This window comes from Carnobacterium sp. (assembly GCF_040274945.1).
In the GTDB taxonomy this organism is placed as follows: domain Bacteria; phylum Bacillota; class Bacilli; order Lactobacillales; family Carnobacteriaceae; genus Carnobacterium_B.
Genome location: NZ_JBEMAR010000002.1, coordinates 100,804 through 125,804, shown reverse-complemented (window position 1 = coordinate 125,804; position 25,001 = coordinate 100,804). Strand labels below are relative to the sequence as shown.

At 35.5% G+C, this 25,001-nt stretch carries 22 protein-coding genes; 16 read left to right on the top strand and 6 right to left on the bottom strand.

The annotated features are described in order from the left end of the window. Positions 1–15 precede the first annotated feature (15 nt). Positions 16–768, bottom strand: coding sequence for a hypothetical protein (locus tag ABS916_RS03005; protein WP_350450496.1), 753 nt, complete (start codon positions 766–768; stop codon positions 16–18). A 282-nt stretch (positions 769–1,050) separates the two neighbouring features. Then, on the bottom strand, positions 1,051–3,204 hold the full coding sequence (locus tag ABS916_RS03000; RefSeq protein WP_350450495.1) for an LTA synthase family protein: 2,154 nt from the start codon (positions 3,202–3,204) through the stop codon (positions 1,051–1,053). 289 nt (positions 3,205–3,493) lie between these two features. Here ABS916_RS03000 and ABS916_RS02995 point away from each other — a divergent pair, with 289 nt between their 5' ends. The 6 genes from ABS916_RS02995 to ABS916_RS02970 all read left to right on the top strand — a co-directional run bounded on the left by ABS916_RS02995 (position 3,494) and on the right by ABS916_RS02970 (position 8,291). Continuing rightward, positions 3,494–4,132, top strand: a complete 639-nt coding sequence (locus ABS916_RS02995; protein WP_350450494.1) for a VanZ family protein — start codon at positions 3,494–3,496, stop codon at positions 4,130–4,132. A gap of 100 nt (positions 4,133–4,232) precedes the next feature. Beyond that, positions 4,233–5,414 carry a class I SAM-dependent rRNA methyltransferase gene (locus ABS916_RS02990; protein WP_350450493.1) on the top strand — a complete coding sequence of 394 codons (1,182 nt, stop codon included), beginning with the start codon at positions 4,233–4,235 and terminating at the stop codon, positions 5,412–5,414. A gap of 38 nt (positions 5,415–5,452) precedes the next feature. Then, positions 5,453–5,941, top strand: a complete 489-nt coding sequence (ybaK, locus tag ABS916_RS02985) for a Cys-tRNA(Pro) deacylase (protein ID WP_350450492.1) — start codon at positions 5,453–5,455, stop codon at positions 5,939–5,941. Between the two features lie 147 nt (positions 5,942–6,088). After that, on the top strand, positions 6,089–6,532 hold the full coding sequence (locus tag ABS916_RS02980) for a MarR family winged helix-turn-helix transcriptional regulator (RefSeq protein ID WP_350450491.1): 444 nt from the start codon (positions 6,089–6,091) through the stop codon (positions 6,530–6,532). Positions 6,533–6,581: 49 nt separating this feature from the next. Then, positions 6,582–7,637, top strand: coding sequence for an LLM class flavin-dependent oxidoreductase (locus tag ABS916_RS02975; protein WP_350450490.1), 1,056 nt, complete (start codon positions 6,582–6,584; stop codon positions 7,635–7,637). Positions 7,638–7,724: 87 nt separating this feature from the next. Then, positions 7,725–8,291, top strand: a complete 567-nt coding sequence (locus ABS916_RS02970) for an NADPH-dependent FMN reductase (protein ID WP_035023739.1) — start codon at positions 7,725–7,727, stop codon at positions 8,289–8,291. 100 nt (positions 8,292–8,391) lie between these two features. On the opposite strand, the gene ABS916_RS02965 is transcribed toward ABS916_RS02970, so the two are convergent. The 3 genes from ABS916_RS02965 to ABS916_RS02955 all read right to left on the bottom strand — a co-directional run bounded on the left by ABS916_RS02965 (position 8,392) and on the right by ABS916_RS02955 (position 11,175). Then, positions 8,392–8,856, bottom strand: a complete 465-nt coding sequence (locus ABS916_RS02965; RefSeq protein WP_350450661.1) for a VanZ family protein — start codon at positions 8,854–8,856, stop codon at positions 8,392–8,394. 438 nt (positions 8,857–9,294) lie between these two features. Next, the gene (locus ABS916_RS02960; protein ID WP_350450489.1) at positions 9,295–9,849 is read right to left on the bottom strand and encodes a 5' nucleotidase, NT5C type; all 555 of its coding nucleotides are present in this window, start codon (positions 9,847–9,849) and stop codon (positions 9,295–9,297) included. Positions 9,850–9,870: 21 nt separating this feature from the next. Further along, positions 9,871–11,175, bottom strand: coding sequence for a BaiN/RdsA family NAD(P)/FAD-dependent oxidoreductase (locus ABS916_RS02955; protein WP_350450488.1), 1,305 nt, complete (start codon positions 11,173–11,175; stop codon positions 9,871–9,873). 159 nt (positions 11,176–11,334) lie between these two features. Here ABS916_RS02955 and ABS916_RS02950 point away from each other — a divergent pair, with 159 nt between their 5' ends. The 4 genes from ABS916_RS02950 to ABS916_RS02935 all read left to right on the top strand — a co-directional run bounded on the left by ABS916_RS02950 (position 11,335) and on the right by ABS916_RS02935 (position 17,867). Then, positions 11,335–12,192 (top strand): GRP family sugar transporter, encoded by an 858-nt coding sequence (locus ABS916_RS02950; protein WP_350450487.1) that lies wholly within the window; start codon positions 11,335–11,337, stop codon positions 12,190–12,192. Between the two features lie 32 nt (positions 12,193–12,224). Then, on the top strand, positions 12,225–13,607 hold the full coding sequence (locus tag ABS916_RS02945; protein WP_350450486.1) for an amino acid permease: 1,383 nt from the start codon (positions 12,225–12,227) through the stop codon (positions 13,605–13,607). A 233-nt stretch (positions 13,608–13,840) separates the two neighbouring features. Continuing rightward, positions 13,841–14,542: an ABC transporter ATP-binding protein gene (locus tag ABS916_RS02940; RefSeq protein WP_350450485.1), complete on the top strand. Its 702-nt coding sequence runs from the start codon at positions 13,841–13,843 to the stop codon at positions 14,540–14,542. A 13-nt stretch (positions 14,543–14,555) separates the two neighbouring features. After that, complete coding sequence (locus ABS916_RS02935) at positions 14,556–17,867, top strand: FtsX-like permease family protein (RefSeq protein ID WP_350450484.1); 3,312 nt, start codon at positions 14,556–14,558, stop codon at positions 17,865–17,867. Positions 17,868–18,373: 506 nt separating this feature from the next. On the opposite strand, the gene ABS916_RS02930 is transcribed toward ABS916_RS02935, so the two are convergent. After that, positions 18,374–18,877, bottom strand: a complete 504-nt coding sequence (locus ABS916_RS02930; protein ID WP_350450483.1) for an FUSC family protein — start codon at positions 18,875–18,877, stop codon at positions 18,374–18,376. Between the two features lie 157 nt (positions 18,878–19,034). On the opposite strand from ABS916_RS02930, the gene ABS916_RS02925 reads away from it, so the two are divergent. The 6 genes from ABS916_RS02925 (at position 19,035) to ABS916_RS02900 (ending at position 25,000) form a co-directional block, all read left to right on the top strand. Beyond that, positions 19,035–19,997, top strand: coding sequence for an aromatic acid exporter family protein (locus ABS916_RS02925; protein WP_350450482.1), 963 nt, complete (start codon positions 19,035–19,037; stop codon positions 19,995–19,997). 441 nt (positions 19,998–20,438) lie between these two features. Continuing rightward, positions 20,439–21,584, top strand: coding sequence for an ABC transporter substrate-binding protein (locus tag ABS916_RS02920; protein WP_350450481.1), 1,146 nt, complete (start codon positions 20,439–20,441; stop codon positions 21,582–21,584). 76 nt (positions 21,585–21,660) lie between these two features. Then, complete coding sequence (locus ABS916_RS02915) at positions 21,661–22,539, top strand: branched-chain amino acid ABC transporter permease (RefSeq protein WP_350450480.1); 879 nt, start codon at positions 21,661–21,663, stop codon at positions 22,537–22,539. Positions 22,540–22,548: 9 nt separating this feature from the next. Beyond that, complete coding sequence (locus ABS916_RS02910) at positions 22,549–23,514, top strand: branched-chain amino acid ABC transporter permease (RefSeq protein WP_350450479.1); 966 nt, start codon at positions 22,549–22,551, stop codon at positions 23,512–23,514. Positions 23,515–23,519: 5 nt separating this feature from the next. Next, positions 23,520–24,293, top strand: coding sequence for an ABC transporter ATP-binding protein (locus ABS916_RS02905; protein ID WP_350450478.1), 774 nt, complete (start codon positions 23,520–23,522; stop codon positions 24,291–24,293). Beyond that, positions 24,290–25,000: an ABC transporter ATP-binding protein gene (locus ABS916_RS02900; protein WP_350450660.1), complete on the top strand. Its 711-nt coding sequence runs from the start codon at positions 24,290–24,292 to the stop codon at positions 24,998–25,000. Before ABS916_RS02905 ends, ABS916_RS02900 begins: the two co-directional genes overlap by 4 nt. The last annotated feature ends 1 nt before the right edge of the window (position 25,001 follow it).

The following is a 25,001-nucleotide window of genomic DNA, read 5'->3' as shown; positions in this document are numbered from 1 at the left end:
GTCATGACGGTTAAATTAGGAAAGGGTGTTTTTTTTCAGTGATAGCAGCAGATAATTAGGAATACCGATAACTATAAAGCTATAAAAGTTGATGATTCCCATTAAGAAAAAAGCTTGCAAGGTATTATTTTGAGTAAAGGTGTTGTGTATAGATTCTCCCATCAAAAAAGTGTTAATGTTGAAGCGTGTTAAATCTCCATCCTCACTACTCGATAAAGGGGAATCCCTTTGTAAGTGTACTAGAGAGGCACTTGGCTTTAATTCCTGTTGTAAAATTTCAGATTCCAAATGAGAAATTTTAGTCATTACAGGTGTTGTAAATAAACTGTAAATGAAAAGAAGTACCAATATAATCGTGTTGATTAAAAGGAGTTGTTCCACTATTAATTGGGTTGTTAGCTTGTAAACCCGTTCTCCCATCAAAAGGTAAGTTTGGTATTCTTTTTTTCTAAATCGACTTAAAAATAACTGGATCACTACCATACTAAGCGTACCTGCAAATACAATTAAAAGAAGAAGGTACTGATATTCCATTGTATAGTGAGTTGTAATCGATTCTAAGACTTTAAAGGGCTCATACAGTGAAGTGTGTTGTGAGTCTAAAGAAGCGATAATTTTGCTTAACTGAACGGAAGAATCTGAAAACTGTTTGGCCAATAATGCAACTACAAAAGCTAGGATAAAATAAACTAGGTAAAAGATAAGCATAAACAGTAAACAATAAGGATGATTTTGTAAATGACGGTAAGCACGTTTAGCAATTGTCAAACACAGTACTCCTTTCTACTTGAATAGTGATTCTATTTTTATTGTAATCATTAAATATGAAAAAACTGTGAAGCAATTAATAAGAGGGAATGTTAGTTAAATGATTTTTAGAGGTTCTATAATTTTTAGTGTGGATAGATGAATCAACCTACTCACCAAAAATTTCTGGAGGAATAGGGTTTATTTGAAGCATCCACACCATTTGACGAAGAGCTTTTTTAGAACAAAAAAGGTTGAATCCTAATGGATTCAACCTTTTTCGAATATTTAAGAGATAGTTTATTACTCTGCAACCTTAACGTCAGGAGCTTCTGTTTCAGCTGGTTGTGTTTCATCAACTGATTCAGGATCGACTAACAACTCTGGAGCATTTGTTTTATATAGATCAACAGTAGATTGATCGCCATGTTGACTATACATACTTGTATCTTCTGTTCCTAAACCTTCATTTAAAGCCTTCATACGTCCCAATTGGTCACGGTAATCGTAATCAGCTGGATTTGTCGTAACAAGACCTTCTGGAGTATAGAAACGCAGTAAATCACTTGTCAAAATGCTGTCAGATAAACTTAATTGAGTATTTACGTCTATTCTTAGTTGTTCAACTTCTGCAAGAACTTCTTCTGAAGGTTCTACAATTAATTCACCTGTTTCAGTGTCATAGATAGTTGAACCATCAACTGTGTATTTAGGAGTTACAAAATTCCCGTTACGGAAAGCAACTGTTTCATCATGGTTTTCAGAGAATAAATCTGTTCCAAGTAAAACATTGTCTTTTGTATCAATTCCTAATAAATGAAGAAGAGTAGGAAGACTATCGATTTGACCGCCGAATTCGTCATGGATTTTTCCATTACCTGTTCCAGGAATGTGAACCATATAAGGAACTCTTTGCATCATAGTATTGTCATAACTTGACCAAGTTTCAGGATCTTTTCCAAGTAAAGGTGCTAATGTTTCATTTCTTGAATTAGATATACCATAATGATCACCGTAAAGAACAATGATCGAATTATCATATAAACCAGACTCTTTTAAATAGGTGAAAAATTCTTCAATAGCTTGATCTAAATAATGAGCAGTCACAAAGTAATTATCAATTGTATTATCCCCCGTTGTAGCAGCTGGAAAATCGACATTTGCCTCGTCCAATGGGTAAGGAAAATGATTAGATACTGTGATAAATTTAGAATAAAATGGTTGTGGCAGTTGTTCTAGATATTGGACAGATTCTTTAAAGAATATTTTATCTTTCATTCCATACTCTAGCGTATTTTCTTCAGTGAATGTGTAAGATTCATCATCAAAGAAGTAATCAACACCCATTGATTTATAGGTGTTGTCTCTATTCCAGAAAGAACCGACGTTACCGTGGAACATAGCACTCGTATAATTTTTTTCTGAACCTAAGATTTGTGAAGCAGATTGGAAAGTATTGCTACCTCCAACTTGTGTAAAGGCCCCACCTTGGGATAATCCAAATAAAGAATTCTCAAGGAGCATCTCAGAATCAGCTGTTTTACCTTGTCCTACTTGATGGAAAAAGTTACTGAAACTTTGTGTGTCTTCATTGTGGTAGATACTATTTATAAATGGCGTAACTTCAAGAGCTTCGCCTTGTTCAGTCTCTAATTTGTAATCAACAAGAAATTGTTGGAAACTTTCTAAATGTAAATAGATAACATTGCGGTCTTCGGCAATACCAAACATCTCAGCATCAGCCCCAGCAAAATGGTCATCCACATAGCTCAAGACACCTTCAATATCTGATTCATCCGCACTAGCTTTAACTTGATTAGCTTGAGCAGTTTGATAACCGTCATAAGCAGTAAAGAAATTGATACCAAGATATTTAACAATATAATTACGGTCAAATGTACGAGCCAGTAATTGGGGACGATCACTTTCAGCTAAAGCTAAGTTACCAGCAAATAAGGTAAACCCAACAATCGTAGCTGCAACTGCATAACGTTTTTTGAATGGGCGTTTATCCATTGTTACTTTCTTAGTAGCTAATAAAGCAATCAAAATGAAAATATCAACTAAATAAAGAAAATCAGTTGCATGCAATAAAGCAAAAGTACTTGCTCCTAATCCTCCAGCAACGTTTCCAGCGCCCAAGATGGTACTGACCGATAGGAAATCTGAAAATTCTCTATAGTAGAGGATATTCGCAAAGAATAAAATGGTCATTAATGTGTAGACCGTTATTAAGGCAATATAGGCCTTTTTTGAGCTCTTAAAATAAAGAGCAATTGAAAATAAGATAATCGTTGTCGCAACTGGATTAATCAATAAAATAAATTGTTGCATAATTCCTTCTACACCGAGAGAGAACTCTGCTTGGTACCCTATATAAGTTTTAATCCAAAAAACGATAACCACTAAAGAAAAAAATCCCAGCCTCGTTTGTAGTAATTTTTTTGTGTTGTTCACTGTTGAATCCTCCTTAAATAAATGACCACAGTATAGATAGTTTAATTTGAAAATTTCAATTTTAGATGAAACCTGCGATAATCCTGCATCATAACACATTTTACAATTTATTTACATTATAGTCAATTTTACTCGCTTTAAAATAGTTGAATAATTTAATCGAATGTCTATTGTATCAGGGATAGGTTTCAAAAAGTAAAGTTTAAGTAAAATTTAGGTACTTCGAATAAACTATCCCTTAATAATAATGTATACTTGATTCGTAATGACAAATGAGGAGGATTTTTTAATGGTATTTTTGCAACCCCTCTTTGATTGGATTGAATCGAGGTTTGGCGAATCAATCAATCACTTTCCATTAGTAGAATTAATTTTTCACAGTATTGACCAAACCCTCGTTTATTTTATTTTTTGGCTTATCGGACGTGGAGTCTTTCTAGCTGTCAAAAAAAAGAAGAAACAGCCAATAAAATGGCGCAGAGAAATTGTTTTAAATGTGTTTATTTTTTATATCCTTCTCTTGATTCACTTAACGGTCTTTCGCGAAGATAATTCCATTATGAATGTGTCCATTGTTATGCGTCCCTTAAGTGAGATCAATTGGATACCGTTTGTAGAAACAGCAAAATTAACTCAGGGAACATCGTTGTTTGACTACTATTATAACTTATATGGGAATATTCTTTGGTTTGTTCCAATGGGGTTTGGTGCAGCTTATTTAATGAAAAGAAAGTATACGTTTTTACCCTCTTTAGGTATTGGAATAGCTGTTTCATTTTTAATTGAAACGATGCAATTTCTTTTCTTTACAGGCGTGTCGGATATTGATGACTTAATCTTTAATACTATTGGAACAATGATTGGAATTGTTCTGTTTGAAATAAGTCAATGGCTGTATAAAAAATGGCAAAATAAGAAAACCACTTGAAAGTCATAATCAAGTGGTTTTCTTATTGCTCTCACAGCTTAATTAGACTGAACTTATGGTATACTAGATAAAATAAAAAGGAAAAAGGAGTTTATAAATAGTGGAAAAATACAAATTAAAAAGACGAGCAACTCAAATGGTTAGAGATGGATACCCGGTATTATTGAAAGAAGATTTTGTGAAAGAGCCGATTGAATCTGAAGGAACGATTGTTGAATTACTCGACGACAACAAAAAATTTGTTGCACGGGCATATCTTGCTAAACAAAATAAGGGAGACGGTTGGATCTTAACCATGAATGAAAATGAAAAAATCGATCAAACTTTTTTTGAACACTTATTCAATCAAGCATTGACTGAACGTGCGAATCTTAAGTCAAATGACCAAACGAATGCTTACCGATTTTTCAATGGAGAAGGTGATGGACTTGGTGGATTGACAATTGATGTCTATGCTGATTATTATGTCTTCTCATGGTACAGTGCAGGAATCTACAAGCATCAACAAACGATTTTAAAAGCGTTTCTTGCAGTTGTTTCAGATGTCAAAGGGGTATACGAAAAAATAAGATACCAAACTAAAACAAAGCCTGAAACGAATCACGTTTACGGTGAAGAAGCACCGGAACCGTTATTGATCAAAGAAAATGGCATAACTTTTGCTACTTATTTAAATGATGGATTAATGACTGGGATTTTCTTAGACCAACGCAATGTTCGTCGCAGTATTCTGGAACATTACTCTATGGACAAAACTGTCTTAAACACGTTCAGCTACACAGGAGCTTTTTCAGTAGCTGCTGCAATGGGAGGCGCTAGCCATACAACAAGTGTGGATCTAGCCAATCGTAGCCTAGAAAAGACAAAAGAACAATTTGAAGTAAATGGATTAGATCCAGAACTTCAAACGATACGAGTAATGGATGTGTTTGATTACTTTAGATATGCTATTCGTAAACAGTTAAAATTTGATACCGTAATTGTTGATCCGCCAAGCTTTGCACGCTCGAAAAAAAGAACATTTAGTGTTTCTAAAGACTACACTGCATTACTGGAAGATATCATTGATATTACGAATGAAGATGGCGTGATCATTGCTTCTACAAATGCAGCAAATGTATCAACGGAAAAGTTTGAGCAGTTTATTGAAACAGCATTTGATCATAAAGGGATTTCTTATGAAATTTTGGAAAAACATACTTTACCAGAAGATTTCAAAATCAATCCTCATTACCCACAAAGTGATTATTTGAAAGTTTATGTAATACAAAAAGGATATTAATCTTATTCAACCTACTTTGAATAGAAAGTTTGATACAAATGAAAAAAAGTAAAGTACAAAAAACAAATGCTATTCGGCGATTGGAAAGCAGTGGCATTCCTTATCAAGTATATGAGTTTCCTTGGAGCGAGGATCAATTAGGAGCAGATGCGGTCTTTGAGCAGTTAAACGTAGCGAGGGATCAAATTTACAAAACTTTAGTTATTTTAGGTGACAAAACAGGCGTGATCGTTGCTTGTATACCGGGCACTAGTGAACTTGATTTGAAAGCACTAGCTAAAGTTAGCGGGAACAAAAAAGTAGAGTTACTTCCCTTAACGGATCTAGAAAAAACAACAGGTTACGTTCGTGGAGGCTGTTCACCCATTGGAATGAAGAAATCTTTTCCAACCTTTATCTCTATCCAAGCTAAAACGATGGAACAAATCATTGTTTCAGCAGGGAAAAGGGGCATGCAGATTGAAGTGAATCCTAATGAGTTACAAAAATTGATAAAAGCTGAATTTGCATCCATTGAAGCGAATTAAAATTAAATACAAGAATAGAATTGAACTCCAGACCAAAGATGAAAAATCTTGGTTCAGAGTTCTTTTTTTGTGGGAAACTTTTAAAAAGTAAGTTGACTTTCCGTCACTTGACATGTAAAGTGAAAGAATGACTAAAGGGGGGACAGTATGAAAAATAATACGCTAGCTTCACTAACTTGGCTAAGACTCATACGTTTCGCTAATCAAAACAATCAGTTATCCAATGAATTTTTGAAACGTTTTAAATTAACAAGTGCTCAATTTGATGTGCTCGTCCAAATTCAAGTTTATCAACCTTTGACTCAAACGGAACTAGCTCAAAGAGTTACGGTTACTCAAGGTGGCATTTCCAGAATGTTATTTCGATTGGAAAAAGAAGGATATGTTATGAGGACGCAAGAATGGAAACAAAAGACCATCAGTCTTTCGTCAAAAGGATCACAAGTATTAGAGAAAGCAATGCCCGAGCAGTTAGATTTTCAAACATCTTTATTTGAAGATACATTAACTAAAGAAGAACTGAAAAATCTTTATACTATGTTGACCCGATTGTATAAGAATAATGAAAGAAAAAAATTGCCACCAGAATAATTTTTTTAAACCATCACTTGACTAGTCAATCAAAAAGGAGAAATCAGAGATGAAAGAATATCGTATCGATGAAACAAAAGGAATGGAATTTGGATTGTACTCTCTTGGAGATCATATGGGAAATCCCCATACTGGAAAAATGATATCTGCCGAGCAACGAATAGAAAATTTTATTGAAGCTGCTAAGTTATCCGAGCAAGCTGGGCTAGATGTTTTTGCACTTGGTGAAAGCCACCAAGAACATTTTACCTCGCAAGCTCATACAGTCATTTTAGGTGCAATAGCTCAAGCTACCAGCAAAATCAAAATAGCTAGTTCCTCAACAGTCTTAAGCGTTTCTGATCCTGTGCGTGTGTACGAAGATTTTGCTACCTTAGACTTAATTTCTCATGGAAGAGCAGAAATCGTTGCCGGTAGAGGGTCGCGTTTAGGAGCATATAGCTTATTAGGATATGATGTTCGAGATTACGAAGAATTATTTGAAGAAAAATTAGAGTTATTAATGCAAATCAATAATAAAGAAAGCGTAACATGGGAAGGTCAATATCGTGCACCACTAAAAAATGCACAGATTCTACCGCAACCTAAAAATGGGAAATTACCTATTTGGCGTGCTGTAGGTGGACCGCCAGCTAGTGCGATAAAAGCTGGATACGCCGGTGTACCAATGATGTTGACAACCCTAGGAGGACCAGCATCAAGTTTTAAAGTATCGGTTGATGTTTACCGTGAAGCTGCTCAAAGAAGTGGATTTGACCCGAATACCTTACCAATTGGTACAACAAGTCTTTTTTATACATCTGAAAATTCTCAGGATGCCCTTCGAGAATATTATCCGCACATAAATTATGGTATGCAAGCTATCAATGGAGCAGGATATCCAAAACAACAATTTGCCCAATCCACCGATTACAGAGATGCTTTAATGGTAGGCAGCCCACAACAAATCATTGAAAAGATGATTTACCAATACGAGCTATACGGCCAACAACGCTTCATGGCCCAAATTGATTTCGGAGGAGTTCCTTATGATAAAATTCAAAAAAATATCGAACTTATTGCCACCCAAATCCTCCCAGCCATAAAAAAATATACAACTAAATAAAGGATGCTGAACACCCCTGAAAGACATACAGTAAAAACAGGAAATCACATAATAACTAGCGAATGTTTAAGAAAGAGGTGAGTATAAATGAAAATAGTAGGTATTTCGGGTTCGACTGTAGGAACGAAAACAAGAACAGCAATGAATTATGTGGAAACGAATTTAAAAGAGAAGTATTTAGAGGTAGAGTTTGAATTAATCGATCTAGCAGAGTATGAAATGATTTTTAGTGATGGAAGAAACTATTGGGAATATGAAGGAGATACAAAATACGTTTCTGAAAAAATTATGGCTGCAGATGCTCTTATTATTGGAACGCCGACTTTTCAAGCGTCTATTCCAGCTTCTTTAAAAAATGTATTTGATCTATTGCCGGTTAATGCATTTCGCGACAAAGTAGTGAGTATGGTGGGTACTGCAGGAACCCCTAAACATTTTCTAATGCTGGAGCAACAGCTAAAACCCATTTTAGCTTACATGAAGGCAACGATTGTTCCAACCTATGTGTTTATTGAAGAAAAAGATTTTTATAGAAATGAAATCATCAATGAAGACGTTATTTTCCGGATTGAACGATTGGTTGAAGATACAATTATGTTCAATGATGTATTTGAAGAAATGCGTAAAAAGAAAGATGAAGAATACGGATTTTAAGGTGCTAATGTTAAAAAAATCTTATAAGGCTGAAGACCTCTAGTAAAATGAGTACAAAACCTCTTATCATTGCTTTTGAATGATAAGAGGTTTTGTATGTTTAAGAATAGAGTTTGAATTTTTGAAAGAAAGAAGAAGTTTCATTAGTAAATACAATTTTAACTAATAGATACCCTAAAGCAGCTCCCATTGTATTTACTACAATATCAGCAATATCAGCACCACGCCAGCCGCCTAAAAAGTAGTTGGTTAAAAATTGAACAAATTCAATACCAAAACTGATAGAGAAACCTATGAGAACTGCTCTAAAAAAGGTGGAGTTTTTTTTCAATAAATAATAATAAACAGATAAAGGAGCCAACATAAGCAAGTTGGGTAAAGCGGACAAATCAAGAACAGGATCAAAATTAATCCGACTCAACCAAGGAGTTTGGTTTGCATACATCCCCGTTTGTATTTGGAAAGGGAAAAAAGTCAAATATAGAACGGCAAAACAATAAAAAGCAAAAGAATAAATCGTGATTTTTTGATAAATTGTAAAAGATTTGTTTCTCGTCTTCCTCATGATATAGACTACCGTTAAAAGAAAAAATGGAATTAGAATAAAGCCTGACAAAGTCATCTGCATGTTTAAAACCCTCTTTCATATGTAAGATAATAAAAGCATACTATACTTTTTTATAATAAAAATCAGTCTGTAGAAGTAGTTTATGCTACAACCTACGATTAGATAATAGAATAAATGCAACCAAGTTATTTCCTAATGCATGAGTGATATTAGAAAACGAATGGATGGCAAAAAACAAGAGAGTGGGACAAAAAGCGTTTAGACCCGAATCACTGGAACGAATAAGCGCAGTATGGTCATCGACCATCGAGCATTATTCGTGAAGTGGACGTCGGGTCTGCTTTTTGAAGCACGTTTTAGAGTAAACATTCGTATACAGAAAAGAGGCTGGGATTTTGTCCCAGCCTCTTGTTGGAAGTTAAAATAGTAAATAAATTATAGTTCATCTTTTATAGACAAAAAGTAATCGCGGATGTCTTTCCAATTATTCGCACGAATGTAACGATCTTCGGATTCATTTAATGAATTGACAAACAGGATGCCTGTTCCAGAAAAGCGTTCTAATTGACGAATAGAATCATCAATCAAATAATCTGTATGAACAATGCTCTTATCGCCGCAAAAAATATAATGCTGAGGATCAATAAAATCAAAATGTTCTTGTAGCCATTCATACTTGGCAGTGAATGTTTTAGGTACATCCATAGCCGCTGTTGCAATATACAAATCATACTCTTCGGCCAACTCACGTAAGACCATTTGGCTATCTTTCATGACTGGAATATTCCTGAAAAAGGCATACGTATTGATGATAGGATAGAGTTCTTTAATCGTTGTAACCAAATCAAAGTTTGGATTTTCCTGTAAATACTCTTCAATAGACTCAAAAGAGACCTGGTATTCCTTTTTGAATAATTCAATAAAACTAATTTCCATATCCGCAATAACTTGATCCATATCAATCGCAATTTTCTTTTTCACAAAAAACATCCTTTCATGTTGAAAAATTCTTTATTTTGATAAAGCCAGCTCAGCAGCATGCATCCCTGCAATCCGACCTGTGATAAAAGCACCCGTAATATTGTAGCCACCTGTATAGCCATTGTAATCCAATATTTCACCTGTGAAGTAAAGACCCTGAGTGAATTTGCTTTCCATCGTTTTTGGATTTACTTCTTTCGTGTGGATTCCACCTCCAGTAACAAAGGCTTTTTCAATGGGCTGAGTACCATTGGCTGTAAATTGAAAATCTTTAATGAACTCAATAAACTGAGTTATTTTGTCTGGTGCAGCTTGTTTTAAGGGAGCATTTTCATCCAAACCAGCTTTGGCAAATGCGAATAGCAAATAACGTTCAGGTACAAGGCCTTTCAAAGCATTTTTTGCACTTTTATCGCCATCATTTTTTATCAATTTCTGAATTTGTTGCGTTAATTCACCTTTTGATACATTTGGAAGGGCGTCTAGACTCATGGTAACTTCCTCTGTTTTATCGCGTTTCATCGTTTGATGAACAAACATAGAGCAACGTAAGACTGCTGGACCTGAAATACCAAAGTGAGTAAAAATCATATCCATTTGATGAGTGACGACTGTTTTATTTTTTTTATTTAACACACTGAGCGCAACATCTCTTAAAGAAAGACCTTGTAAAGTTGTATCTTTGATAAATGGTTCATCAGAAAGAATAGGTGATTCTGTAGGGTAAAGTGGAGTAACGGTATGACCCGCTTTTTTTGCCCATTTATACCCATCACCGGTTGAGCCAGTTCTTGGCATAGCTTTACCACCTGTTGAGATGATCACGCAACTGGCTTTTATGTTGCGCCCATCTTGCAATTGGACACCAGTTACTTTTCCTTCATCAAATAACAAAGTGTCAACAGGAGCCTCTGTATAGATATCGACTTCTAATCGATCCATGATACCGATCAAAGCTTCTAAAATCGTTCTTGATTTATCTGTAATAGGGAACATTCTTCCATGATCTTCTTCTTTTAAGGCAACACCATTTGATCTGAAAAAATCCATAATATCATAATTGTCGTATTGATAAAAAGCGCTGTATAAAAAGCGCCCGTTTCCAGGGATGTGGGCAATAATTTCTTCTTTATCTCGATTATTGGTAACGTTGCACCGTCCACCACCCGTAACAAGTAATTTACGTCCAAGAGAGCTGTTTTTTTCGATTACTGCTACTTTTGCGCCATGTTCTGCTGCGGAGATAGCAGCCATCATGCCGCTGGTTCCTCCACCAACTACTAATACATCATACGTTGTCATTTCTTTTATTGGCCTCATTTCTATTCTGTACATTTGTTCAAATTTTATTTACTTACTTTATCATATTCTGGCAGTTTGTTCCATAAACCTGTAAACTGTTTTAAGATACAAGAACTTTTCTTGTTAAGATAGTGACTTAGCTGTTATGATGTACAAGGCAATGAAATAAAATTGAAAAGGAAGATGGAACTTATGGAAATTTTAATTGCACTAATACCTGCCATAGCTTGGGGCAGCATTGGGTTAGTGAGCAATAAATTAGGTGGAAACTCATATCAACAGACAGTAGGAATGTCAGCTGGAGCCGTTCTTTTTGCAATAGGTGTTTACTTTGTTTATCAACCAACAATTGATATGAAAATTATTTTAGTAGGATTATTGTCAGGAGCTTTATGGTCATTAGGACAAATGCAACAGTTCCAAAGTATGAAGTTTATTGGAGTATCCAATACTTTGCCTATTTCAACAGGATTGCAATTGATTGTCAATACACTTGCGGGAGTACTATTGTTTAGAGAATGGACAAGTACTAGAGATATTATTCTGGGAATTATTGCTATTATTGTTTTGATTTTTGGTGTAACATTTACCACTGTTTCAGATACAAAAGAAACAAAAGATGATTCTAAAGGACAAAAAAAATCTGGAGCAAGAGCATTACTTTTTTCTACACTTGGATATGGATTATATACAATAACCATTAATGCTGCAGGCGTCGATGCAATGGCTGTTATTTTACCACAAGCTGTAGGTATGCTAGTTGGTTCATTATTGTTCTCAATGAAGCAAGAGATAAAGAGCCAGTACACATTACGTAATATTTTGACAGGTTTGTTATGGGCGTTAGGAAATGTCTTTATGTTGATCTCAATGGAAAAAATTGGTTTGGCTATTAGTTTCTCACTTTCACAAACAGGGATTATCATTTCAACGTTAGGAAGTATTTGGTTCTTAGGAGAAACGAAAACAAAAAGAGAATTTCGCTATATCTTACTTGGCTGTATTTTAGTTATTGTTGGTGGTGTTTTATTAGGTTACGTTAAATCCTAAATGAATTTAATCAATAGATTGGTGGTATTAAAATGAATTACCTTAGAAAGAAGCCGTTAGAAACAACTGAGAGGCCATCTAATTTAAAAAGAGAATTAAAAACTATGGATTTAATCTTACTAGGTTTAGGAGCAATTGTTGGGACTGGTATTTTTGTGATTACTGGAACGGCTGCTGCACTAACAGCCGGACCGGCATTGATTTTATCGTTTATTATTGCAGCTTTTTCATGTATTTTATCCGCTTTGTGTTATGCAGAATTTGCTTCTCGAATTCCCGTTTCAGGAGGAGCATATTCTTATGCTTATACTGTTTTTGGTGAATTGATCGGCTGGTTGATCGGTTGGCTGATGATCTGTGAATATCTATTGGCAAATGCTTCTGTAGCTTCAGGTTGGTCAGGATATATGAACGGATTTTTAGAGGGTCTTGGTTTGGGGCTACCGGTTGCATTGCGTTCTTCTTATAACGCGGAGACTGGGGCTTACGTGGATGTAATCGCAGTATTGATTACATTCGCTGTAACGTATGTTGTGATCCAAGGTGCTAAAAAAGCATTACGGTTAAACAATATCATGGTGTTTATAAAATTTGGTTTGATTGCTTTATTTATTGGAGTAGGTATTTTTTATGTTAAACCAGAAAATTGGACGCCATTTGCTCCCTTCGGATTAAATGGTGTCGTTTCAGGAGCAGCTGTCGTTTTCTTTGCTTTCTTAGGGTTTGACGCAGTGAGTACTGCTGCGGAAGAAACAAAGAATCCGCGTAGAGACGTTCCAAGAGGAATTATCGGTTCACTTGGAATTGCAACGATATTGTATATCATAGTGACACTCGTATTAACTGGAATCGTTCCTTACGCACAGTTAGACATCAAAGATCCAGTAGCTTTTGCCATACGGTTTATCGGACAAGATTTCATTGCCGGTATTATCTCTGTAGGAGCAATCTTAACCTTATTAACAGTACTGATTTCGATGACTTATGGATTAGGACGTTTGATCTATGCGATTGGAAGAGATGGTTTACTTCCTAAAAAATTGAGTCAAGTTGATCCAAAGACAAAAAGTCCTAAATTTGCAACACAAGTAGTTGGTTTGCTGTCAGCTATATTAGCTGGGGTAGTTCCACTAAATAAATTAGCAGAACTAACAAATATCGTAACCTTACTGATTTTTGTGATTATTGCAATAGGAATTATTAAATTACGCAAAGACTTTGGAGAACCAAAAGAAGGCGAATTTAAAGTACCTTTTGTACCCATTTTTCCGATTGTTTCTGTAATCGTGTGTGTGTACTTGATGGTTCAATTATCATTATCTGTTTGGATCGCGTTCCTTATTTGGTTAGCTATGGGAGTAGTTATCTACTTTATTTATGGTTACAAACACAGCGAACTCAATCAAAAGGAATGAAATAGGTAGTAAAAAAGACGCTCGTTCCTAAAAAGGGACGAGCGTCTTTTTGTATTTGTAGGAATAAAAGAGAAAAGATGCTATTCATATTACTCATTTATTCAAGGTATTTATTCTAGTAATTTCCAATCAATTACTGTAAAATTGTATGAATTGAGTGTTTGTGATAGTTATTTTTTATTTGCTTCATACGGCACTTGTAAAGTAAAATTTTGAGAAATGAAGGTGCAAATATGTCTTTTGTAGAGATAAAAAATGAATTTAAACGCTATAAAATGGGTGAAACAGTTATTGCCGCAAATGATGGCATCTCTTTTGAAATTGAGCAAGGAGAATTTGCAGTTATTGTTGGACCAAGTGGTGCAGGAAAATCAACAGTCCTAAATATTTTAGGCGGAATGGATTCAGCAGATGAAGGTCAGATTCTTGTTGATGGAACAGATATTGCTAAGTTTAATACAAAACAACTTACGCAATACCGTCGAGACGATGTAGGATTTGTTTTTCAATTTTATAACTTAGTGCCAAACTTAACGGCTATTGAAAATGTGGAATTAGCATCTGAGATCTCCAACAAAGCATTGGACGCAAAAAAAGTGTTAGAAGATGTTGGATTAGGGCATCGGTTAAACAATTTCCCAGCACAACTATCTGGTGGAGAACAACAACGGGTAGCTATTGCTAGAGCTCTAGCTAAACAGCCCAAACTTCTTTTATGTGACGAACCAACTGGAGCATTAGATTATGAAACTGGAAAACAAGTATTAAAAATCTTGCAAGATACCTGTAAAAAAACTGGTACAACAGTGATTGTCATTACACATAATAAAGCAATAGCTCCAATGGCTAATCGAATGATTGAAATAAACAATGCAAAAGTACGTAGTGTGACCATGAATGACAACCCTATGTCCGTAGCTGATATCGAATGGTAAGGGGTGGAGAAAATTGAAAAAGAAAGCACTGTGGAAAGATATATTTAAAGAAATGGGAAAATCAAAAACACGATTTTTATCTATCTTTGCTATTATTACACTAGGAGTAGCTTTTTTTGCTGGTATTAAAGCAACTGGGCCGGATATGATTGATACCGCAGATCATTATTATAAAGAGACAAATTTGATGGATACCAAAGTGTTATCCACTTATGGACTTAACGATGATGACAAAACACTTTTGGAAAGCATTGAAGGCGCAGATGTAGCCATGAGCTACAGTCAAGATGCGATTTTAAAGGATAGTAGTCTGGTTACTAAAATCATGTCTTATCCTTTAAATAAAAAAGTTAGCCAAAATAACTATGTGGTAGCTTCAGGTCGTTTGCCAGAGAAAACTGGCGAAATTGCGTTAGATAATAACAGTAAAATGACGGATGAATATACTATCGGTGATACAATTACTCTTTCATCAGAAAGTGAAGACACTAATTTAGAAGATACTTTTGCAACGACAACATTTGAAGTGGTTGGTTTTGTAGACACACCACAATACATTGAAAATTCTTCAAGAGGACCAAGCACGGTTGGTAAAGGAACAGTAGATGGATTTGCTATTATTCCTGAAGAAGATTTCACATCAGAATTTTATACAGAAGCGTATTTATCCTTTGAAGAAAATGATTCACTTATTTCTTATTCGCCAGAGTATGAGGATAATGTTGAGGAACAAATAGAGCAAATCGAAAAATTGGTCGAAAAAAGACCAGAAGAACGATTAACCGAAATTCGTTCTGAAGCTCAAATTGAGATTGATGACGGTCAAGCTGAAATTGAGGATGCTAAAAAACAATTAGCTGATGGTCAAAAACAATTAGAGGATGCCAAAGCTACATTGGATCAAGGTCAAGCAGATTACAATGAGGGGTTAGCTGCTTTGGAAACTCAAACTGCTGATGCTCAAGCTACTATCGATCAAAAACGACAAGAATTAGAAACAGGAAAAGCAGAATTAGCTGCAAATGAAGCTGACTTGCAAACAGCACAAACCCAGCTCATTGATGCTCGAAATAATTTTGAAGCCCAAAAAGTAACTGCAGAGCAATCTTTAGCCAATGGAGAAACATTTGTTGAAAATGCTAGAGCTGTTTTAGCGGTTCCAATTGAAAGTGTGCCGGTTGAAACTCAAACGAGCATCATTCAAGCAGCCACTGCTGTTGATCCTTCGCTTGCAGAAGCCTTTACAGGTTACTTTGCCGGAGTTGTTCCAAACAGCACGGTTTCAGCAGCAATAGATGGAGTGGCCACTAATCTTGAAGAAACACGGGCACAATTAAGTGCAGCAGATGCTGAATTAACAGCTAATGAGCAAAATCTCGCTCAAGGGTTTGCTGATATCGAAGCTGCAAAAACAACGCTTGCTGATGGAGAAGTTCAATTAGCTGAAGCTCAAGAGCAATTAAATCAGGAAAAAGCAAATGGTGAAGCAGAACTAGCTGCAGCTCTTGAAAAATTAGAATCCGGGCAAGCTGATTATGAAACAGCGCTAGCTGAATTTGAAAAAGAGTCAGCAGATGCTGAAAAAGAAATTGCAAATGGTGAAGCAGAACTAGCAGATGCTAAAAAAGAATTGGAAGAATTAGAGATGCCTGAATACTATGTACTGGATCGCTCAACAAATCCAGGATATAGCGAGTTTAGCGACAATGCAGACCGCATCTCAGCAATTGCACAAGTATTTCCGGTCTTCTTTTTCCTAATCGCTGCACTAGTTTGTTTAACCACTATGACTCGTATGGTAGAAGAAGAGCGATTACAAATTGGAACGTTAAAAGCACTTGGGTATTCAAATTGGGATATCTCTAAGAAGTTTTTAGTTTATGCCTCGGTAGCAAGTATTCTAGGAACCATCATTGGTTTAGCTATTGGGTATCAAGTATTTCCTAATGTCATCTTTAATGCCTATGGTTCAATGTACAATTTGCCAGCTGTTAGAATAACGTACTATATAAGTTATGGTGTAATTTCCTTTGCAGTGGCATTACTGTGTACAGTCATGTCAGCGTATCTTGCAGTACGAGTAGCTTTACAGAGTACACCGTCTACGTTGATGCGTCCTAAAGCACCTAAAGTAGGGAAACGTATTTTGTTAGAACGCATGCCATTCATTTGGTCTAAATTTGGCTTTATCCAAAAAGTAACTGCCAGGAATCTTTTCCGATACAAACAACGTATGTTAATGACGGTTCTTGGAGTCGCAGGATGTACGGCCTTGATTTTAACTGGATTTGGTATCTCGGATTCAATTTCAGATGTAGCTGGTCTTCAATATGGCAAGATTATGAAATACGATGCAATTGTTGCCTTAAATACGGATTCGAGTGATGCTGAAAAAGATGAATATGATGAAGAATTAGCAAAAGAACCTGCTGTTCAAGAATCTTTAAAAGTTAGTCAAGAAAGTTACACAGTTGATGTGGAAGGTGTCAATACACAAACCGTAACGGTATTTGTACCTGAAACGACTGAAAACCTTGAAAATTATGTTCTCCTAAATGACCGTTCTTCTGGTCAAACCTATTCCTTACCTGAAGATGGGACTATTATCAGTGAAAAGTTAGCTGATTTAATAGACGTCGAAAAAGGAGATACCTTAACTTTAACTGATTCAGACAATAATGATGTAGAAGTCGTTATAAATGAAATTGTGGAAAACTACACTGGTCATTATGTGTATATGAATAAAGATTATTTTGAAACGACCTTTGGAAAAGCACCAGAGTATACAACAGAACTATTGAATTATAGTGACGGAAATATCGATGAAGAAACTTTAGGTTCTTCTCTAACTGAGCAGCCAAGTGTACTATCGGTTAATTTTGTTAGCGATGTTAGTAAATCATTTGAAGAAACGATGGGTAGTCTAGGAATCGTTACACTTGTATTGATTATTTCAGCTGGTCTATTGGCTTTTGTAGTGTTGTACAACTTAACCAATATCAATGTTTCTGAACGCGAGCGAGAATTATCAACCATCAAAGTTTTAGGATTTTTCGATAAAGAAGTTACTATGTATATTTATCGGGAGAATATTATTCTTACTTTAATGGGAATCGTTGTTGGCTCATTTTTAGGGGTCTTGCTGCACAGTTTTGTATTAGATACTGCAGAAGTCGATCTTTTAATGTTTAGTCCAACCATTCAACCACTGAGTTATCTTTACTCAGGAATCATTACTCTGATATTCTCCGGAATCGTTATGATCGCGATGCATTACAAACTCAAAAAAGTCGATATGATCGAAGCCCTAAAATCAGTAGATTAAAAAAAGGATGCGGAGTTCACTAATTAGCTCTGTAAAAAAACTAAAGCTTCTTGCTCGTTATTTCAAGAGTGGGATGCTTTAGTTTTTTTGTATTGATTTAATGATTTAGAATCGGAGACTTTTCGGTCCCGAAAAGTTTTCTATATTGAATTTTCTTTTAAAGAGTGGCCCGCTTCTAAATATACCTGCAAATGAGTTAGGAATGTCGAGTAGAGCTATTCTACCGGACATTTGTTAGTGAGAAAAGAGAAGGAATGACGAGTAGAGCTATTCTATCGGACATTTGTTATTGAGAAAAGAGAAGGAATGTTGAGTAGAGCTAGTTTACCGGACATTTGCTAGTGAGAAGAGAGAAGAAATGTCGAGTAGAGCTATTCTATCGGACATTTGCTAGCGAGAAAAGGGACGGAATGTTGAGTAGAGTCAGTAATAAAAAAGTTGAAGAGGAACCTAGTCATCTAGACCAGACTCCTCTTCAACTTTTCAAGATTAAGTAAATTTAAGCTTCAGGCTTGCAGCTTATCAGCTGGCTTGGGCCCGCCAGGTATTAGACGATTAACTATAATGGCAATGAAGGTTCCAATAAAAGTATCCAAAACCCTTGCTAAAGCATACAAAACAGTTTCATCAGTTGGTATACTAAAGTAAATGATTAGAAATGCAGCACTTGCTCCTATGATTCCAGCATTGTAGTTTATTCGATCGCAGAATACAATAATCAAAATGACACCAAGTGGGACACCAATCAATTCAATAAAAAATTGCCATCCAATGAATTGCTGTAACAAAACTAAACATGCAGCAAAAATAGCTCCAATAGAATTCCCAAATATTCTAGTTTTCCCGAACTTTAAACTGGTTTGCCAATCTTCTCGTAAACCAAAAACAGCTGCCAATGCAGCAATCATTGGAGGTTCTCTATCAAGTAAATGAAACAAAAGAATACAAGCTGCAACAGCTAAACCTGTTTTCAGTGTACGCATACCTATTCGATAATTGCCAATCTCCATCTGTACTCATCGCTTCCTTTAAAAATCATTATACTAATCTATTAGTGCAGTATACTATTAATAATAAGGATAAACGAATGAAATACAAAGAAAAATTTTCAGATTTTAAATAAGTGAGGTAAGATGGAAGTAGATTTTATATTAAAGGAGTGTCAGCATGACCGTCTCTTTACGAGCAATAAAAATAGCGTTCGCAACGACAATTGCGATTTTGATAGCTCAAGCATTTCAACTAGAATATAGTGTGTCAGCCGGAGTTGTAGCAATCTTAAGCGTATTAGATACAAAAAAATCCTCTGTTACTACTGCTCTTCAACGAATAGGATCTACAATTTTAGCATTAGGCGTTGCAACAATACTTTTCCAATTACTTGGCTTTAGCACTATTGTATTTGGATTGTATCTCCTGATCTATATCCCTTTAGCCTATAAATTCAAGGTAGAGGTAGGGATCGCTCCATGTTCTGTACTTGTTTCTCATTTATTACTGGAACAAAGTACCTCTATTGGATGGCTTGCAAATGAGTTGTCATTGATGATCATAGGAGCCGGAATCGCTATTTTATTTAATTTGTATATGCCTTCAAAAGAAACTCAATTAATGCAGTTAAGAGATGAAATTGAAGAAAAGATGAAGCAGGTTTTAATGAGTTTTGATTCGATATTAAGAGAAGGTCACACCAATGAAAAAGTAGAACTTTTATTAAAAGAACTTCACATGGAATTAAAAAAAGCAGAAAAAATGGCTTATACAGAGTCCAATAACCAGTTATTCAGTCAAAATGAGGACTATATGATTCAGTACTTTGACATGCGTCAACAGCAAGTTAAAGTACTAGCAGAAATGTCGATAGATTTAAGTGTCTGTTCTTTACCAACAAAGCAAAATATGATTTTAGCACGTTTGTTTGATCAAACGGCGAACCAGTTGCATGAAAGTAACCCAGTAGTAGATTTAACAAAAGATATTCAATCTATGTTAAATGATTTTAGAAATAGCGATCTGCCTTCAACAAGAGAAGAGTTTGAGAATCGCGCAGCTTTATTTATTCTTTTAAATGATTTTACACGGTTCATCCAAATCAAAAAGGAATTTTTTGAACAACAAAAAAATGAGTAAGTAAAGGTTAGCCTTATTTGGTCAACTCACCAACTTAAGAGACCGCAACTTTCATAGAAAAAACTGGAATTTCCAGTCTTTTCTGAGAAAGTTGTGGTTTTTTATTTATTGTGTTTTTACAGCTGTATAAAAGGACTGTCCAACCCATTATCCCCTTAAGGAAATAATGGGTACCATTACAATGTTAGTTTAGAGAATGCTTATTAGGTAGGATAGAATTATACAGACCCTTTGATAATAGGATTTCAAATTTAGATTAAACCGTTCAATCTAAAGATAAAATTATAAATAAAAAATAGTTTGAATTTCTATTGATTAAATATTCAGAATATTCTATACTAATCCTTAATACATCTTATTGTTAGCATATTCTAATAAAACAAAGCTTCAGTAAGTCATATAAATTAACTAACGCAACTGCGTAAATTGGGGGAAAAGAAAATGAAAAAAAGATTAGTAATGGGGGTTGCAGCTCTTTCACTTTTAGCTACAGCATGTGGAACTGGGAGCGGAAGTAGCGCAGACGAAATCACAATTGGTTCGATGTTTGAAAAAACGGGAGAAGTCTCAGCATATGGGACGGCTGAAGCAAATGCTGTCAACTTAGCGATTAAAGAAATAAATGAAAATGGCGGCATATTAGATAAACAAGTTAATTTAATTGAATATGATACAAAATCGGATAATACAGAAGCTGCTAGTATTGCAACAAAATTAGCAACTCAAGATGAAGCAGTTGTAATCGTGGGACCAGCAACAACTGGAGCGGTTAAAGCGTCAACTCCTGCTGTAACAAGAGCTGGTGTTAGTTTAGTTACCCCTTCTGGTACAGACGATAGTTTAACGATTGATGAGAGTGGCAAAGTTCAACCAAATATTTTCCGCACATCGTTTCAAGATTCATTTCAAGGTATTGCTTTGGCAGAGTTTGCAACAAGTGAGCTAGGAGCTGAGAAAGCTGTGATCATCGGCGATAGCTCAAGTGACTACGCATTAGGTTTAACAAAAGCTTTTGAAGGTGCTTTTGATGGTGAAATCGTAGCAGAAGAAAACTTTACTGCAGATGATACCGATTTTAACGCTATTTTAACTCGTATCAAAGATCTTGATTTTGATTTTATCTACTTGCCTGGTTACTATAACCAAGCTGGTTTGATCATCAAGCAAGCTCGTGAAATGGGAATCACTCAGCCAATATTAGGTGCAGATGGATTTGGGAACCAGGCATTACTTGAATTAGCTGGAACAGAGAATGTCGATAATGTCTATTATTCAGCTCATTACTCACCAAATAGTGAAGATGCTCAAGTAAAAGAATTTATTGAAGCTTACCAAGCTGAATACGATGCAGAGCCAGATATGTTTGCGGCACTTGCATATGATACGGCGTACCTTGTAGCTCAATCAATTGAAGAAGCTGGAGAAGCAACTCCAGAAGCAATCACCACAGCTCTTGAAGAGATGAGTGAATTTGATGGCGTTACCGGTACCTTTACTTTTGACGAAGATCATAATCCTGTGAAATCGACTTTAGTTATTGAATTACAAGATGGTGTCGAAGTAGGAAATACTGAAGTTACACCCTAAAAAATAAAATTAAAAGGTGCAAAGCGAGTTTTGCTTAGCACCTTTTAATATTTAAAATGAAAAGAGGTGCCATATTATGGAAGCATTTTTACAACAACTGATTAACGGACTTTCCTTAGGAAGTATTTACGCCTTGATTGCATTAGGATATACCATGGTTTATGGCATTATTAAATTAATTAACTTTGCTCATGGAGATATTTATATGGTTGGTGCATTTGTTGGCTATACAGCAATCAACTCGTTTAATCTCAGTTTTCTACCAGCCTTGATTGTATCCATGGTTTTTTGTGCTGTATTAGGTGTTTTAATTGAACGAATTGCATACAAACCATTGCGAAATGCTACTCGTGTTGCTGCTTTGATCACCGCAATTGGGATGTCTTATTTATTACAAAATGGCATGATTTACTTGGTGGGTTCGGAAACAAGAGCTTTTCCGCAAGTCATTGAAAATAAAGTATATGAATTTGCTGGATTACAAGTTAGTCAGACACAAATCATGATTTTTGCCACAACGATTATTCTGATGTTAGCACTACAGCTCATTGTTCAAAAAACGAAAATGGGAAAAGCTATGCGCGCTGTTAGTACGGATGCAGATGCCGCTCGTTTAATGGGAATCAATGTCGATAATGTTATTTCGTTTACTTTTGCACTAGGGTCATCATTAGCTGGAGCAGCCGGAGTTTTAGTGGGATTGTACTACAATTCAATTGAACCAATGATGGGATATGCACCAGGATTAAAAGCCTTTATTGCTGCTGTATTAGGTGGAATTGGTATCATACCAGGAGCCATGTTCGGTGGATTTACAATTGGGATCATCGAAACATTGGTTAGTGGATACGGTGGATCAATGATTAAAGATGCTGTAGTATACTTGATTTTAATTATTATTCTTATCTTTAAGCCATCAGGATTACTTGGCAAAAATGTAAAAGAGAAAGTGTAGGTGATAAAGATGAAACAATTTAATAAAAAAAATCTGGGTTGGCTCATTTTTATTGCAGCCATTTATACCCTCATTCAAATAGGGACAACTACGGGAATCATTAACGCTTTCTATGAAATTACCTTAATGACTATTTTAATCAATGTCATTTTAGCAACAGGATTGAATTTGATCATTGGTTTTTCTGGACAGTTTTCATTGGGTCATGCAGGATTTATGGCCATTGGTGCTTACTGTACTGGAATTATCAGCATTAAATACCCTACTGTACTTGGCCTTATTGGTGGAATTCTATTAGGAATCGCAGTAGCCAGCATAGTAGCTTTATTAGTGGGGATTCCAACCTTAAGATTAAAAGGGGACTATCTAGCCATTGCTACTTTAGGTGTAGCTGAAATTATCCGGATCGTTATTTTGAATATGGATGAGGTAACAAATGGAGCAGCGGGATTAAGTGGGATTCCATTTATTGCCACTTGGCAAATCACATTTGCATTCATTGTCATTTCTATGATCATACTAATAAATTACATTAAAAGTAGTCCTGGACGAGCAACGATTTCTATCCGTGAAGATGAAATTGCAGCAGAATCAATGGGGATCAATACAACAAAATATAAAATTATTGCCTTTGTTTTAGGAGCAGCTTCAGCAGCAATAGCAGGTGGATTGCATGCTTCTTATTTCAGTGTTATTCGTCCATCAGATTTTACCTTTATGAAATCCGTTGATATTTTGATTATTGTTGTTTTTGGTGGATTAGGCAGTATGACAGGAAGTGTTGTTGCAGCTATCGTATTAGGAATACTCAATGTTTATCTACAGCCATTTGGACAGTTGAGAATGATCATCTATTCCGTTGCACTAGTTGCCATTATGGTTTTTAAACCTTCAGGCTTATTAGGAACGAAAGAATTTACCATTTCTGGTCTATTAGACCGCAAGAATAAAAAATCTTCTATGAAAAAGGGGTGAGCAGAATGAGTTTACTAGAAGTTAAACAATTAACCAAAAATTTCGGGGGGCTGTCTGCTGTCTCTATGGTGAATATGGAATTAGAGGACAACGAATTAGTTGGCTTGATTGGTCCAAATGGTGCTGGAAAAACAACGCTATTTAATTTGTTAACAGGAGTTTACGAGCCAACTGAAGGAACGATTGATTTAGAAGTAGAAGGTAAGAAAACCTCGTTAATCAAGCAAAAAACATATACAATCACATCTATGGGATTAGGCAGAACGTTTCAAAATATTCGATTGTTTAAAGATTTGTCTGTATTAGACAATGTTTTGATTGGTATGCACGAAAAAAATAAAGTAGGAACTTTGGCTAGTATTCTTAGAACGCCTGCTTATTATCAGTCAGAAAAAAAATTGCGTGAAGAAGCCCTTGAACTGTTAGCCTTGTTTAATTTAGAAACAAAAACAGAGGAATTGGCAAAGAATTTACCTTATGGAGAACAACGAAGATTAGAAATCGTTCGAGCACTAGCTACTAAACCTAAAATTTTATTTTTAGATGAACCAGCTGCTGGAATGAATCCGCAAGAAACGGCTAATTTGACAGCATTGATTCGACAAATCCAAAAAGAATTCAAAATTACGATATTATTAATTGAACACGATATGTCCTTAGTAATGGATGTATGCGAACGTATTTATGTATTAGAATACGGCAGAATGATTGCTCATGGAACACCTGAGGAAATCAAGAATAACGAAGCTGTTATTAAAGCTTATTTAGGTGGTGAATAGACATGTTAAAAGTAAAAGATTTATCCGTTTATTATGGTGTGATTCAAGCCACTAAGGAGATTAATTTTGAAGTCCAAGAAGGAGAAATCGTTTCATTGATTGGTGCCAATGGTGCAGGGAAATCGACGGTTTTAAAAGCTATTTCTGGCTTGCATCGTCCAAAATCAGGTGAAATTTTTTTCAACGATCGTCCGATACAAAAAGACTCAACGCGCAAAATCGTTCAGTTGGGTATTTCTCAAGTTCCAGAAGGAAGACATGTCTTTAAAGGGATGACTGTAATGGAAAACTTAGAGATGGGAGCTTTTCTTAGAAAAGATAAAAGTGAGATTCAAAAAGATTTAAAAATGGTGTTTGATCGTTTTCCAGTTTTAGAAGAACGAAAAAAACAAGATACAGCAACTCTTTCTGGTGGAGAACAGCAAATGGTTGCCATGGGACGAGCATTGATGTCTAGACCGAAATTATTGTTGTTGGATGAACCTTCAATGGGATTAGCTCCTCTTTTCATTAAAGAAATTTTTAATATCATTCAAATGATTAACAACCAAGGAACAACGGTTTTATTGATTGAACAGAATGCAAAAGTCGCTCTAGAAATTGCTCATCGCGGGTATGTCTTAGAGACAGGTAAAGTGGTACAAACTGGCACAGGTAAAGAGCTGTTAGCGAGTGATGAAGTACAAAAAGCTTATTTGGGAGGTTAAG

Coding starts and splice junctions, on each gene's coding strand:
- ABS916_RS02995 (WP_350450494.1), top strand. CDS start 3,494: ATGGTATTTTTGCAACCCCTCTTTGATTGGATTGAATCGAGGTTTGGC.
- ybaK (WP_350450492.1), top strand. CDS start 5,453: ATGAAAAAAAGTAAAGTACAAAAAACAAATGCTATTCGGCGATTGGAA.
- ABS916_RS02980 (WP_350450491.1), top strand. CDS start 6,089: ATGAAAAATAATACGCTAGCTTCACTAACTTGGCTAAGACTCATACGT.
- ABS916_RS02975 (WP_350450490.1), top strand. CDS start 6,582: ATGAAAGAATATCGTATCGATGAAACAAAAGGAATGGAATTTGGATTG.
- ABS916_RS02970 (WP_035023739.1), top strand. CDS start 7,725: ATGAAAATAGTAGGTATTTCGGGTTCGACTGTAGGAACGAAAACAAGA.
- ABS916_RS02965 (WP_350450661.1), bottom strand. CDS start 8,856: ATGAGGAAGACGAGAAACAAATCTTTTACAATTTATCAAAAAATCACG.
- ABS916_RS02960 (WP_350450489.1), bottom strand. CDS start 9,849: ATGTTTTTTGTGAAAAAGAAAATTGCGATTGATATGGATCAAGTTATT.
- ABS916_RS02955 (WP_350450488.1), bottom strand. CDS start 11,175: ATGTACAGAATAGAAATGAGGCCAATAAAAGAAATGACAACGTATGAT.
- ABS916_RS02950 (WP_350450487.1), top strand. CDS start 11,335: ATGGAAATTTTAATTGCACTAATACCTGCCATAGCTTGGGGCAGCATT.
- ABS916_RS02945 (WP_350450486.1), top strand. CDS start 12,225: ATGAATTACCTTAGAAAGAAGCCGTTAGAAACAACTGAGAGGCCATCT.
- ABS916_RS02940 (WP_350450485.1), top strand. CDS start 13,841: ATGTCTTTTGTAGAGATAAAAAATGAATTTAAACGCTATAAAATGGGT.
- ABS916_RS02930 (WP_350450483.1), bottom strand. CDS start 18,877: ATGGAGATTGGCAATTATCGAATAGGTATGCGTACACTGAAAACAGGT.
- ABS916_RS02925 (WP_350450482.1), top strand. CDS start 19,035: ATGACCGTCTCTTTACGAGCAATAAAAATAGCGTTCGCAACGACAATT.
- ABS916_RS02920 (WP_350450481.1), top strand. CDS start 20,439: ATGAAAAAAAGATTAGTAATGGGGGTTGCAGCTCTTTCACTTTTAGCT.
- ABS916_RS02915 (WP_350450480.1), top strand. CDS start 21,661: ATGGAAGCATTTTTACAACAACTGATTAACGGACTTTCCTTAGGAAGT.
- ABS916_RS02910 (WP_350450479.1), top strand. CDS start 22,549: ATGAAACAATTTAATAAAAAAAATCTGGGTTGGCTCATTTTTATTGCA.
- ABS916_RS02905 (WP_350450478.1), top strand. CDS start 23,520: ATGAGTTTACTAGAAGTTAAACAATTAACCAAAAATTTCGGGGGGCTG.